General features: G+C 63.3%; 10 protein-coding genes and 4 tRNA genes. 4 read left to right on the forward strand and 10 right to left on the reverse strand.

Going from position 1 to position 12,725, the window contains the following annotated elements; all coding sequences use genetic code 11:
• Positions 1 to 34 precede the first annotated feature (34 nt).
• Complete coding sequence (locus tag HTA01S_RS22655) at positions 35 to 280, reverse strand: TIGR04438 family Trp-rich protein (RefSeq protein ID WP_068175564.1); 246 nt, start codon at positions 278 to 280, stop codon at positions 35 to 37.
• Positions 281 to 403: 123 nt separating this feature from the next.
• Between HTA01S_RS22655 and HTA01S_RS22660 the strand changes: the two genes are divergently transcribed.
• Positions 404 to 709 carry a c-type cytochrome gene (locus tag HTA01S_RS22660; protein ID WP_068175565.1) on the forward strand — a complete coding sequence of 102 codons (306 nt, stop codon included), beginning with the start codon at positions 404 to 406 and terminating at the stop codon, positions 707 to 709.
• A gap of 88 nt (positions 710 to 797) precedes the next feature.
• Here the strand turns inward: HTA01S_RS22660 and acs are convergent, their stop codons facing one another.
• Positions 798 to 2,792 carry an acetate--CoA ligase gene (acs, locus tag HTA01S_RS22665; RefSeq protein WP_068175567.1) on the reverse strand — a complete coding sequence of 665 codons (1,995 nt, stop codon included), beginning with the start codon at positions 2,790 to 2,792 and terminating at the stop codon, positions 798 to 800.
• A gap of 196 nt (positions 2,793 to 2,988) precedes the next feature.
• Here acs and HTA01S_RS22670 point away from each other — a divergent pair, with 196 nt between their 5' ends.
• Positions 2,989 to 3,588, forward strand: a complete 600-nt coding sequence (locus HTA01S_RS22670; protein WP_068175570.1) for a TIGR00645 family protein — start codon at positions 2,989 to 2,991, stop codon at positions 3,586 to 3,588.
• 69 nt (positions 3,589 to 3,657) lie between these two features.
• On the opposite strand, the gene fumC is transcribed toward HTA01S_RS22670, so the two are convergent.
• Entirely contained in the window at positions 3,658 to 5,043 is a 1,386-nt protein-coding gene (gene fumC / locus HTA01S_RS22675; protein WP_068175572.1) for a class II fumarate hydratase, read from the reverse strand.
• 130 nt (positions 5,044 to 5,173) lie between these two features.
• On the opposite strand from fumC, the gene HTA01S_RS22680 reads away from it, so the two are divergent.
• Both HTA01S_RS22680 and murI read left to right on the forward strand, forming a co-directional pair.
• A complete protein-coding gene (locus tag HTA01S_RS22680) occupies positions 5,174 to 6,727 on the forward strand; it encodes a fumarate hydratase (RefSeq protein ID WP_068175574.1) in 1,554 nt (517 codons plus the stop codon).
• Positions 6,724 to 7,536 (forward strand): glutamate racemase, encoded by an 813-nt coding sequence (gene murI, locus HTA01S_RS22685; protein WP_068175588.1) that lies wholly within the window; start codon positions 6,724 to 6,726, stop codon positions 7,534 to 7,536. Before HTA01S_RS22680 ends, murI begins: the two co-directional genes overlap by 4 nt.
• 30 nt (positions 7,537 to 7,566) lie before the next feature.
• Here the strand turns inward: murI and HTA01S_RS22690 are convergent, their stop codons facing one another.
• From HTA01S_RS22690 to lon, 7 genes are all read right to left on the reverse strand, one after another.
• Positions 7,567 to 8,883, reverse strand: a complete 1,317-nt coding sequence (locus tag HTA01S_RS22690; protein WP_068175592.1) for an MFS transporter — start codon at positions 8,881 to 8,883, stop codon at positions 7,567 to 7,569.
• 87 nt (positions 8,884 to 8,970) lie between these two features.
• Complete coding sequence (locus HTA01S_RS22695; RefSeq protein WP_068175596.1) at positions 8,971 to 9,594, reverse strand: DUF6806 family protein; 624 nt, start codon at positions 9,592 to 9,594, stop codon at positions 8,971 to 8,973.
• A gap of 42 nt (positions 9,595 to 9,636) precedes the next feature.
• Positions 9,637 to 9,729 (reverse strand) — tRNA-Leu (locus HTA01S_RS22700).
• A gap of 133 nt (positions 9,730 to 9,862) precedes the next feature.
• Positions 9,863 to 9,938 (reverse strand) — tRNA-Gly (locus HTA01S_RS22705).
• A gap of 25 nt (positions 9,939 to 9,963) precedes the next feature.
• Positions 9,964 to 10,037, reverse strand: a tRNA-Cys gene (locus tag HTA01S_RS22710).
• Positions 10,038 to 10,111: 74 nt separating this feature from the next.
• Positions 10,112 to 10,187 (reverse strand) — tRNA-Gly (locus HTA01S_RS22715).
• A gap of 78 nt (positions 10,188 to 10,265) precedes the next feature.
• Positions 10,266 to 12,698 (reverse strand): endopeptidase La, encoded by a 2,433-nt coding sequence (lon, locus tag HTA01S_RS22720; RefSeq protein ID WP_068175602.1) that lies wholly within the window; start codon positions 12,696 to 12,698, stop codon positions 10,266 to 10,268.
• Positions 12,699 to 12,725: the final 27 nt, after the last annotated feature.

The raw sequence follows: 12,725 nt of genomic DNA on the forward strand, positions 1-12,725 counted from the left end.
GTCGGGGGCAGTCGGCAGGACCTGCCGCCAACACCTACCGCGAACGCCGCTTGCCCTTGAGACCCAGGGCCTCGCGCTGCTTGTCGATCCGCTCCTGCTTTTTCTTGTCCATCTTCTCCATCTGCTTGCGCTTGGTGTAGCCGGTGGCATCGGCCCAGGCCCACCAGGCCATGGCCCCGAGAAAGGGCGACAGCACCCACCACCACGACGAATCGGCGACCAGACCGATCCGAAGATAGTTCCAAATGGTCAAGGCAACGCCCGCAATCAGGAGAAACATCACACCCTCCGGTAAAGGGCTGATAAAGCCCGGCAAGAAACTGTAAGCCCACGCTTCACGGAAATCCGAATCGGTAGAATCGGGTCCGTGACATTTTCATTTTTCACCCACGAGGATAACTCCATGAAACGCGCTCTTCTGATTATGGCCGCCATGGCCGCCATCTCCGCTCCGGCCATGGCCGACGAAGCCCTCGCCAAAAGCAAGAACTGCATGGCCTGCCATGCGGTGGACAAGAAACTGGTGGGCCCGGCCTACAAGGACGTGGCCAAGAAATATGCTGGCGACGCCAAGGCGGCGGACATGCTCGCTGCCAAGATCGTCAAGGGTGGTTCGGGTGTCTGGGGCGCCATTCCGATGCCGGCGAACACACAGGTCAACCCGGCCGAAGCCAAGAAACTGGCCACCTGGGTGCTGAGCCTGAAATAAATGACGGGTCCGTTGACCCATTAAAAAACCCGCTGAAGTTCAGCGGGTTTTTTTTGACCAGGGCATGGTGATATGCCCTGCGGCTGGATCAATTGTTTTCCGACAACTGATCAAGGATGGCCGGATTCTCCAGCGTGGAGGTGTCCTGGGTAATCGCCTCGCCTTTGGCAATGGAGCGCAGCAGGCGACGCATGATCTTGCCAGAGCGGGTCTTGGGCAGGTTGTCACCAAACCGGATGTCCTTGGGCTTGGCGATCGGACCGATTTCCTTGCCCACCCAGTCGCGCAGCACCTTGGCAATGGCCTTGGCCTCGTCGCCCGTCGGACGCGAGCGCTTGAGCACCACGAAAGCCACGATGGCCTCGCCCGTCAGATCGTCCGGACGCCCCACCACGGCCGCTTCGGCCACCAGGTCGGTCTTGCCCACCAGCGCCGACTCGATCTCCATCGTGCCCATGCGGTGGCCCGAGACGTTGAGCACGTCGTCGATGCGGCCGGTGATGCGGAAGTAGCCGCGGTCAGCGCTGCGCACCGCACCATCGCCGGCCAGGTAGTAGCCCTTGAGCTCTTCGGGGAAGTAGCTCTTCTTGAAACGCTCCGGATCGCCCCAGATGGTGCGGATCATCGACGGCCAAGGCCTCTTGACCACCAGGATGCCGCCCGATCCGTTGGGCACGTCCATGCCGGCCTCGTCGACGATGGCGGCGGTGATGCCCGGCAGCGGCAATGTGCACGAGCCCGGCACCAGCGGTGTGGCGCCCGGCAGCGGGGAGATCATGTGGCCGCCGGTTTCGGTCTGCCAGAAGGTGTCCACGATCGGGCAGCGCTCGCCGCCCACGTGCTTGTAGTACCACATCCAGGCTTCGGGGTTGATCGGTTCGCCGACCGAGCCCAGGATGCGCAGGCTGCTCAGATCGGAGCGCGCGGGATGCACTTTTTCATCGCCCTCGGCGGCCTTGATCAGCGAGCGGATGGCGGTGGGTGCGGTGTAGAAAATCGTGCACTTGTGGCGCTCGATCATCTGCCAGAAACGACCCGCATTCGGGTAGGTCGGCACCCCCTCGAACACGATCTGCGTGGCACCCGCGGCCAGCGGACCGTAAGCCACATAGGTATGACCGGTGATCCAGCCGATGTCGGCGGTGCACCAGAAGATGTCCTTGTCCTGCAGGTCGAAGGTCCACTGCATGGTCAGGCTGGCCCACAGCAGGTAGCCGCCCGTGCTGTGCTGCACGCCCTTGGGCTTGCCGGTGGAGCCAGAGGTGTAGAGCACGAACAGCGGGTGTTCGGCGCCCACCATTTCGGCCGGGCAGTCGGTGGACTGGCCAGCCATCACGTCGTGCATGAAGCTGTCGCGGCCGGCCACCATGTTCACGGCCGTGGGCGTGCGCTGAAACACGATCACGTCCTTGATGCATTCGCAGCCGCCCATGGCGATGCCTTCGTCCACGATGGCCTTGAGCGGCAGTTCCTTGCCACCGCGCAACTGGTAGTTGGCGGTGATCACCGCCACGGCGCCTGCGTCCTGGATGCGCTCCTGCAGTGCCTTGGCCGAGAAGCCACCGAACACCACGCTGTGGGTCGCGCCGATGCGCGCGCAAGCCTGCATGGCCACCACACCCTCGATGGTCATGGGCATGTAGATGACCACACGGTCACCCTTTTTCACGCCACGGGCCTTCAAAGCATTCGCAAATTGCGACACTTTGCCCAGCAGTTCCTTGTAGGTCACCTTGGTCACTTCGCCGCCGTCGGCTTCGAAGATGATGGCGGTCTTGTTTTCCACCGGGGTACCCATGTGGCGGTCCAGGCAGTTGTAGGAGGCATTGAGTTCACCGTCTTCGAACCACTTGAAGAACGGCGCATTCGATTCGTCCAGCGTCTTGGTGAACGGCTTGTGCCAGGTGAGCGTCTCGCGAGCACGCCGGACCCAGAAGCCTTCGAAGTCGTCTTCCGCCTCAGCGCACAGCGCGTTGTAGGCATCCATGCCCGAGATCCGGGCGGCCTTGACAGTCGCCTCCGTGGGTTCAAAGACACGGTTCTCGACCAAGGTGGATTCGATGGACGTCGAAGGTGTGGACATGGGCAGTCTCCTCAGGTGTAGTGGGAACGTTTGACTCTTTGAATGTGCGCAAAGGCTCTTACGAGCCACTTACATGACCAGCCGCCAGCCCTCGGCGCCCGGCAACGCCGCCGCGGACAGAGGCCGATGCGTCACAGACCTACAATCTTCTTCGCATACATTGTGCCTGTCCGCATCCCCTGCATTTGTACCCTCCATGACCGATCCCGTCAAAACGCCCCGCACGCTCCAGGCCCTGCCCAATCTGATCTTCGCCAGCCGTTGGCTGCAACTGCCGCTCTATCTGGGCCTGATCCTGGCGCAGGGCATCTATGTGTTCCATTTCTGGGTGGAGCTGGTCCACCTGATCGAAGCGGCCTTCGGCAACAAGGACGCGCTGGCTGCGCTGGTCAAGAGCATTGGCTACAAGGAATCGTTCGACGTCACCTCGCTCAACGAGACCATCATCATGCTGGTGGTGTTGGCGTTGATCGACGTGGTCATGATTTCCAATCTACTGATCATGGTGATCGTGGGTGGCTACGAGACCTTTGTCAGCCGCATGAACCTGGAGAGCCACCCGGACCAGCCCGAGTGGTTAAGCCATGTGAACGCCTCGGTGCTCAAGGTGAAACTGGCCACCGCCATCATCGGCATCAGCTCCATCCACCTGCTCAAGACCTTCATCAACGCTGCCAATTACTCGGAACAAGTGCTGATGTGGCAGACCATCATCCACGTGGTGTTTCTGCTCAGCGCCATGGCCATCGCCGTGACCGATCGGTTGATGGCGCGTCCAACGTCCGACGCCCACTGAAGCGCCAAACAGCAGCGCGCAGAAAGCGGCCCCCCCGGCCGCTTTTTGCGTTCCAGTGCCCGCGCAACATCAACGACCGGTCATCTCGCCCGGCACCACCCACTGGTCGAACTGCTCACCACTCACATGCCCCGACGCCAGTGCGGCCTCGCGCAGCGTCGTCCCGTCCCGGTGCGCCTTCTTCGCGATCTCGGCGGCCCGGTCGTAGCCGATGTGGGTGTTGAGCGCGGTCACCAGCATCAACGACTGCTCCACCAATTCACCGATACGCTCGATGTTCGGCGCGATACCGAGCGCGCAATGGGTGTTGAAGCTGGCCATGCCGTCGGCCAGCAGGCGCACGCTCTGCAGGAAGTTGTGCGCCACCATGGGCCGGAACACGTTGAGTTCGAAGTTGCCCGAGGCTCCGCCCATGTTGATGGCCACGTCGTTGCCCATCACCTGGCAGCACAACATGGTGAGCGCCTCGCACTGCGTGGGGTTGACCTTGCCGGGCATGATGGACGAGCCGGGTTCGTTTTCGGGAATCGACAGTTCCCCCAGCCCACTGCGCGGTCCGCTGGCGAGCCAGCGCACATCGTTGGCGATCTTCATCAGGCTCGCGGCCAGCCCCTTGAGGGCGCCATGCGCGTGCACTAGCCCATCGCAACTGGCCAACGCCTCGAACTTGTTGGGTGCGGTGATCAGCGGCAAGCCGGTGTCCCGGGCCAGCTCGGCGGCGATGGCCGCGTCGAATCCCGCGGGCGCGTTCAGGCCGGTCCCCACAGCCGTGCCGCCCAACGCCAGTTCGCACAGGTGCGGTAGCGCGGCCCGGATGTGCCGCTCGGCGTGCGCCAGTTGCGCCGCCCAGCCGGACACCTCCTGCCCCAGAGTGAGCGGTGTGGCGTCCTGCAAATGGGTCCGCCCGATCTTCACGATGCCATCGAACGACACGGCTTTCGCTGCCAGGGTGTCGCGCAAGCCACTCAGCGCGGGCAGCAAGGATCGCACCAGCCCTTCCACCGCCGCCAGGTGCATCGCGGTGGGGAACACATCGTTGGACGACTGACTGCGGTTGACGTCGTCGTTCGGGTGCACCAGCCGCCCCTCGCCACGCGTGCCGCCCAACAGCTCACTGGCGCGGTTGGCCAGCACCTCGTTGGCGTTCATGTTGGTCTGCGTGCCCGAGCCGGTCTGCCAGATCACCAGCGGGAACTCGGCATCCCACCGCCCGCCGATCACCTCGTCGGCCGCGGTCTGGATGGCTTGAGCCTTGTCGGGCGCAAGACCGGCCAGACGCTGGTTCACCACGGCGCAGGCCCGCTTGACCCGGACCAGCGCACGGATCAGTTCACGCGGCATGCGCTCGCCCGAGATGTCGAAATGCTGCAGGGAGCGCTGCGTCTGCGCGCCCCACAGGCGCTCCGCCGGAACGGCAATGGAGCCCATGGTGTCGTGCTCGATGCGGGTGTCCATGTGTGCCTCCTGGTGTCAGCCGGTGACAGAGTTCAACCTGTCAAAATAAGGGGTTGCGCTCACCGTAGCAGACATTGCGCCGCCCAACCACCGCGGCACCCTTTCTCCACGTCAACCACAAGCCCACGCCATGACCACGAGCATCCGTCAGAACGACCTGATCGAATCCGTCGCAGCCGCGCTGCAGTACATCAGTTACTACCATCCGGCCGACTACATCGCCCACCTGGCCCGCGCCTACGAACGCGAGCAGAGCGCTGCCGCCAAGGATGCGATCGCCCAGATCCTGACCAACAGCAAGATGAGCGCCACGGGCCACCGCCCGATCTGCCAGGACACCGGCATCGTCAACGTGTTCCTGAAGGTGGGCATGGACGTGCGCTGGGAAGGTTTCAGCGGCAGCCTGGACGACGCCATCAACGAAGGCGTGCGCCGCGGCTACAACCACCCCGACAACACGCTGCGCGCCAGCGTGGTGGCCGACCCGCAGTTCGACCGCAAGAACACCAAGGACAACACCCCTGCCGTGATCTTCACCGAGATCGTGCCCGGCAACACGGTGGAAGTGACCGTGGCCGCCAAGGGCGGCGGTTCGGAAAACAAGTCCAAGATGGTCATGCTCAACCCGGGCGACAACGTCGTTGACTGGGTGCTGAAAACCGTGCCCACCATGGGCGCCGGCTGGTGCCCGCCGGGCATGCTGGGCATCGGCATCGGCGGCACCGCCGAAAAGGCCGTGCTGATGGCCAAGGAAAGCCTGATGGACGACCTGGACATGTACGAACTGCAGGCGAAGGCCGCCAAGGGCGAGAAGCTCAGCAAGGTCGAAGAAATGCGCCTGGAGCTGTTTGACAAGGTCAACGCACTGGGCATCGGAGCGCAGGGCCTCGGTGGCCTCACCACCGTGCTCGACGTCAAGATCAAGATGTACCCCACCCACGCGGCCAGCAAGCCGGTGGCCATGATCCCCAACTGCGCCGCCACGCGCCATGCCCATTTCGTGCTCGACGGCAGCGGCCCGGTCTACATCGATCCGCCCAGCCTGGATCTGTGGCCCAACGTGGACTGGACGCCCGACACCCAGAAGAGCCAGCGTGTGGACCTCAACACACTGACCCCGGCCGACGTGGCCAGCTGGAAACCCGGTCAGACCCTGCTGCTCAACGGCAAGATGCTCACCGGCCGCGACGCCGCTCACAAGCGCATCCAGGACATGCTGGCCAAGGGCGAACCGCTGCCGGTGGACTTCACCAACCGCGTCATCTACTACGTCGGCCCGGTCGACCCGGTCAAGGGCGAAGCGGTCGGCCCGGCCGGCCCCACCACCGCCACCCGCATGGACGGCTTCACCGAGATGATGCTGGCACAAACCGGCCTGATCGCCATGGTTGGCAAGGCCGAGCGCGGCCCAGTCGCCATCGAGGCCATCAAGAAGCACCAGTCGGCCTACCTCATGGCCGTGGGCGGTGCCGCCTACCTCGTCTCCAAGGCCATCAAGACGGCCAAGGTGGTGGGCTTTGCCGACCTGGGCATGGAAGCCATCTACGAATTCGACGTGGTCGACATGCCGGTCACCGTGGCCGTGGACGCGGGTGGCACCAGCGCCCACATCACCGGTCCGGCCGAGTGGAGCAAGCGCATTGCCTTGGGCGAATTCAAAGGTATCGCGGTGGCCGCCGCTTGAAGACCATCGGTGTCTTTGACAGCGGGGTGGGCGGCCTGAGCGTGCTGCGCGCCCTGCTGGCCGAAATGCCGGACGCGCACTACGTCTACCTGGCCGACGGGGCACACGCTCCTTACGGTGAGCGCAGCGCTCAACAGGTCGCAGAGCGCGCCCAGCGCATCACGGCACGTCTGCGTGAGGACCATGGGGTCGATGCCTTGGTGGTGGCCTGCAACACAGCCACCGCCCTGGCCATCGAATCCCTGCGCCAGCAGCACCCCGACTGGCCCATCGTTGGCGTGGAACCTGCTCTGAAACCCGCTGCCGCCATCAGCCGGACCGGGCATATCGGCGTGCTCGCCACGCGCGGCACGGTCGAAAGTGAGCGCTTTGCACGGCTGCGGGCCAGGGTCGAGTCCGAATCCGGTCGCACGCTGCACTTCAACTGCCAGGCCTGCGATGGCCTCGCCGACGCGATCGAGCGAGGCGACGAACCCGCCACAAGGTTCTTGTGCGCACGCTATCTGGACGCGGTGCACGCCACCGCCAACACCCAGGACCCCATGGACACCCTGGTACTGGGCTGCACACACTACCCGTTCGCGGCCGACATCCTGCAGTCGCTGGCGGGACCCTCTGTGCACCTGATCGAAACCGGCGCTCCGGTCGCACGCCGCACGCGGGCTGTGCTGGGACTGCCCGGGGCCACCAGCCCGGAGACCGGTACACCGCAGATCACGCTGTTGTCCACCGGCGACCCGGCACCGCTGGCGCACGCCGCGGCGCGTTGGCTTGGGACACAGGTTGGCGCCGGCCACATGAACGTCTGATCAGGCGAGTAACCCGCTGGCGACGCAGGGTCAGGCGTTCGCCAGGCGAGGATCCGACAACACGGCCCGGCGCCCCCGCTCCATGTTCACGGGCAGCAGCAACACAAGCCCCAGCAAAAACAGCAGCGCCGTGAACCCGATGGCCAGCCGCTGATTGCCCCCGGTGGCCCAGGTGATCGCGCCATAGCTCAGAGGCCCGATGATGCTGGCCAACCGGGTGGCGAAGGTCCACAGACCGTAGAACTCGGCCAATTGCCTGGGAGGCGCCAGCATGCCGGCCATCGCCCGGCCCGATGATTGGCTCGACCCCATGCACAGCCCGGCGATGGCGGCGGCGTACCAGAAACCACCCTTGGTGGTGGTGAGGGCCGCGATGATGCACGTCGCCATCCAGCCCACCAGGGTGATGCCCAGGGCCAGCTTGTGACCCAGCCGGTCCTGCCAGTAACCAAACGCAAAAGCGCCCAGCGCAGCGGCGATGTTGAGCACGAAGATCAACACCATGGTCTCCTGCTGCACGAAGCCGATCACCTGCTCCGCGTAGATTGCGGCGAGCGTGATCGTCACCGCCACGCCACCCTGGTAGGCCGCAGCACAACCGAGCAACCACATGAAGTCGCGGTAGTTGCGGGCATGGCGCAAGGTGTCACCCAATTGCCGCAGCGAAGCCTTGATACCAGAAACACCACCAGCCCCGGCAGTCGCCTGGGCGCGCTCGCGCAACAAGACCGTGGTGAAAACCGAGGCCACCGCAAAGATGCCCGCCGTGATCAACATGGTGACCGGCACGAACTGCCCCGCCGGCTGTCCCTGGGCTTGCGCCCAGATCACATAGGCCAGGCTCAGACCCAGCGCCAGCATGCCCCCCAGGTAGCCGAAACTCCAACCCCAGCCGCTGACCCTGCCCATGGCCGACGGGCGCGCCAACTCGGGTAGAAATGCCGCGATCAGCGATTCGCCCCAGGCAAAGAACACGTTGGAAACCATGACGAGCAGCATGCCCAGCACCACCGCGCCGGGGCCGACCAGGGCCAGCGCCGCGGTCGCCAGCACACAGCCCACCGTTGTGAGCAACAGCAAACGCTTTTTGGCGGCATGCCGGTCAGCCCACGCCCCGAGCGCGGGGATCGTGAACATGACCACCGCGTGCGACGCGCTCAAGGCCAAGGTCCAGGCGAATGTGGCCCAGTCCGCCCCGCCTGCGACAGAACCCACGAAGTAGGCCGCGAAAACCGCCGTGAGCACCACGGTGGTGTAGCCGGAATTGGCGAAATCGTACATTGCCCAGCCAAACACCTCGCGCTTGCGCACGCCCGGGTTCAGGGATTCGGAAGAAAACAGGGCCATCACCGCCGCTCCGGTCAGTTGGCGGTCGGCGACCGCCCCGTCATGCAGTCTAGTCGCGGCCCACGAAGAGCCGCATGGGGTTCACCATCAGTGCAGATGGCGCGGCTTGCGCGGACCTCCGTGGCCGGAGGAGCCTCCGTGCCCCCTCGGTGGTTTGCCCAACTGCATGGAATTGACCAAGGCATCAAAACGCTCAGTGAAAAGCTTGTCGATGGCTCCGACCACATCCGCGAGCTCAGCCGCGTCGAAATGGCGCTCCATGACGTGGATCACGTCCTGCACCAGCAAGTCCCGCTGCACCTGCATGATGGCCGCCGGCGTGGGGCCCACGAAACACATCATGAAATCGTCGCGCGCCTCTTCTTCCGAGGCGTCATCTTCCTCGTCGAACTCGGCATCGTAGAACGACACCTCCAGTGGCGCGCCTGCCGAGGCAATTTCATTGAGCCCCATGCAGGCCTCTTCGATCACCTGACGGAAGTCCTCGTCGCCCGGGACCGTCCAGCACATCTGCAACACATGGGTTGCAGCATCGAAGCGGATGCCCGGTTCGTCTTCATAGGTGCTCTCCGCAGCGGCCGCCAGCGAGCGAGCGCCTGCGTATTGCCACAGAGGTTTGAGCGCCTCCTGGATCTGGCCGAACTCCACATCCTCACGCAGGGGCACATCCCCATGCACATGGATTTCGAAGGGCGCGTTGTATCGGGTCATGGAAACTCACTGTACCGGCGAAACCGGAAAAATCCTAGGGCCTGGTGCCTCGAACCGGGGTCGAACCGGTACGCCCCCTCACGGGAAAGCGGCGGATTTTAAGTCCGCTGTGTCTACCAATTTCACCATCGAGGCGGCGTTTGATTGTCGCAGGTTGGACCGAAGCCCCTGCTGCACAAGCCACTGGCCACACAGCGCCCCCAAAAGAGTATGAGGAGAGGCGTCACGAAATGAAAAAAGGGAAGCCTGGGCTTCCCTTTTTCAATACTGGAGCGGGAAACGAGACTCGAACTCGCGACCTCAACCTTGGCAAGGTTGCGCTCTACCAACTGAGCTATTCCCGCACTATCTCTGCTGCCTGTCAGTGACTGGAGGCGCGACCCGGAGTCGAACCGGGCTAGACGGATTTGCAATCCGTTGCATAACCGATTTGCTATCGCGCCCCATGCGAACGACAGGAAAAACCAGCCCTTCACAACTGACAAAAAAGGGAAGCTGGGCTTCCCTTTTTCAATACTGGAGCGGGAAACGAGACTCGAACTCGCGACCTCAACCTTGGCAAGGTTGCGCTCTACCAACTGAGCTATTCCCGCATGTTTCTGATGTTTGTCAGAAGCTGGAATTCTAGCGCAGAAAAACGCCTCTTTTCAAGCCCCCGCAAATTTTTTGACTCAGTGTTTCACGGCATCGGGCGCGGGCGCCGCCGGGCGTACGGACGCGGCAGCCACCTGTGCAGCCACCTCTTCGTCGGTCAGAGGAACCGGCTGGCGCTCCAGCGCAATGGCCAGCACCTTGTCGATCCATTTGACGGGAACGATCTCCAAGCCCTGCTTCACATTGTCGGGAATCTCGGCCAGATCCTTCACGTTTTCCTCCGGAATGATCACGGTCTTGATGCCGCCACGCAAAGCCGCCAGCAGCTTCTCCTTCAGGCCACCGATCGCGGTGACTTCACCGCGCAAGGTGATCTCCCCTGTCATGGCCACGTCGGCACGCACGGGAATGCCTGTGAGCGACGACACCAGCGCCGTGGTCATGGCCGCTCCAGCGCTCGGTCCGTCCTTGGGCGTGGCGCCATCGGGCACGTGGATGTGGATGTCGCGCTTGTCGAACTGTTCGTCCTTGATGCCGAGTGAGCGCGCACGACTACGCACCACCGTGCGCGCCGCCTCCACCGACTCCTTCATCACGTCACCCAGCGAACCGGTCCGCGTGATCACGCCCTTGCCGGGCATGATCGCCACTTCGATGGTCAGCAGATCGCCACCGACCTCGGTCCAGGCCAGGCCCACGACCTGCCCCACCTGGTTCTGCGCTTCGGCTCGCCCATAGTTGTACTTGCGCACACCCAGGAATTCACTGAGGTTCTCGGCGTCCACCACCACCGTGGGGGTGTACTTCTTGAGCAGAACGCCCTTGACCACCTTGCGGCAGATCTTGGAGAGTTCGCGTTCGAGCGAACGCACACCCGCCTCACGGGTGTAGTAACGCACGATGTCGCGCACGGCGTCTTCACGCACCTCCAACTCACCCTCGCGAATCCCGTTGTTCTTCAGCTGCTTGGGCAACAGGTAGCGAATGGCGATGTTGGTTTTTTCGTCCTCGGTGTAACCCGACAGGCGAATCACCTCCATGCGGTCCAGCAGCGCTGGCGGGATGTTCATCGAGTTCGAGGTGGCGACAAACATCACGTCGGACAGATCAAAGTCCACCTCGACGTAGTGATCACCGAAGGTGTGGTTCTGCTCAGGATCCAGCACCTCCAACAGCGCGCTCGAAGGATCGCCCCGGAAATCGGTCCCGAGTTTGTCGATCTCGTCGAGCAGGAACAGCGGATTGCGCGTGCCGATCTTGGACAGACTTTGCAGCACCTTGCCCGGCATGGCGCCAATGTAAGTGCGGCGGTGGCCGCGGATCTCCGCCTCGTCACGCATGCCCCCCAGGGCCATGCGCACGTATTTGCGGCCCGTGGCTTTGGCGACCGATTGGCCCAGCGAGGTCTTGCCCACGCCGGGAGGGCCCACCAGACACAGGATGGGCGCCTTGACCTTGTCCACGCGCTGTTGCACCGCGAGGTACTCGAGGATGCGATCCTTGACCTTGTCCAGACCGTAGTGATCCTCGTTGAGCACCACTTCGGCATGCGCCAGGTCGTGTTTGATCTTGGTCTTCTTGCTCCACGGCAAAGCGACCAGGGCATCAATATAGTTGCGCACCACGGTGGCCTCGGCCGACATGGGCGACATCAGCTTGAGCTTCTTGAACTCGGCATCTGCCTTCTTGCGCGCCTCGGCGGGCATCTTGGCGGCCTTGATCTTCTTCTCGATCTCTTCGATGTCGGCACCCTCTTCGCCTTCACCGAGTTCCTTCTGGATCGCCTTGACCTGTTCGTTCAGGTAGAAGTCGCGCTGGTTCTTCTCCATCTGGCGCTTGACGCGGCCGCGGATCTTCTTGTCGACATTGAGAATGTCAACCTCGCGTTCCAGCTGTTCGAACAGGTTTTCCAGCCGCTTGTTGACAAGATCCAGATCCAGCACCACCTGTTTGGATTCGAGCTTGAGCGGCAAGTGGGCCGCGATGGTGTCGGCCAGGCGACCGGGATCGTCGATGCTGGAGATCGAGGTCAGGATTTCCGACGGGATCTTCTTGTTGAGTTTGACGTATTGGTCAAACTGCTGCATCACCGCGCGGCGTAGCGCTTCCAGTTCGGTGGACTGCATGTCGGCACGCTCCACCGCCGGGTCCACCGGCTGGACGCTGGCGACAAAATGGCTCTCGCCATCGCTGATCGACAGCACCTTGGCGCGCTGCACGCCTTCAACCAACACCTTCACCGTGCCGTCGGGCAGCTTGAGCATCTGCAGGATGGTGGCGACGCACCCCATCTCGAACATGTCGTCGGTCGACGGCTCGTCCTTGGCGGCGGCCTTCTGCGCCACCAGCATGATGCGGCGCTCGGCCTCCATCGCGGCCTCAAGGGCCTTGATGCTCTTCGGGCGCCCCACGAACAAGGGGATCACCATGTGCGGGAACACCACCACGTCGCGCAGGGGCAACAGGGGCAGTTCAACCGGTGTGCTAGTTAGGGGGGTTTGTCCGGACATTTCTCAACCTCAACAAAATGGGCAGAT

The sequence above is a fragment of the Hydrogenophaga taeniospiralis CCUG 15921 genome (assembly GCF_001592305.1).
GTDB classification, from domain to species: domain Bacteria; phylum Pseudomonadota; class Gammaproteobacteria; order Burkholderiales; family Burkholderiaceae_C; genus Hydrogenophaga; species Hydrogenophaga taeniospiralis.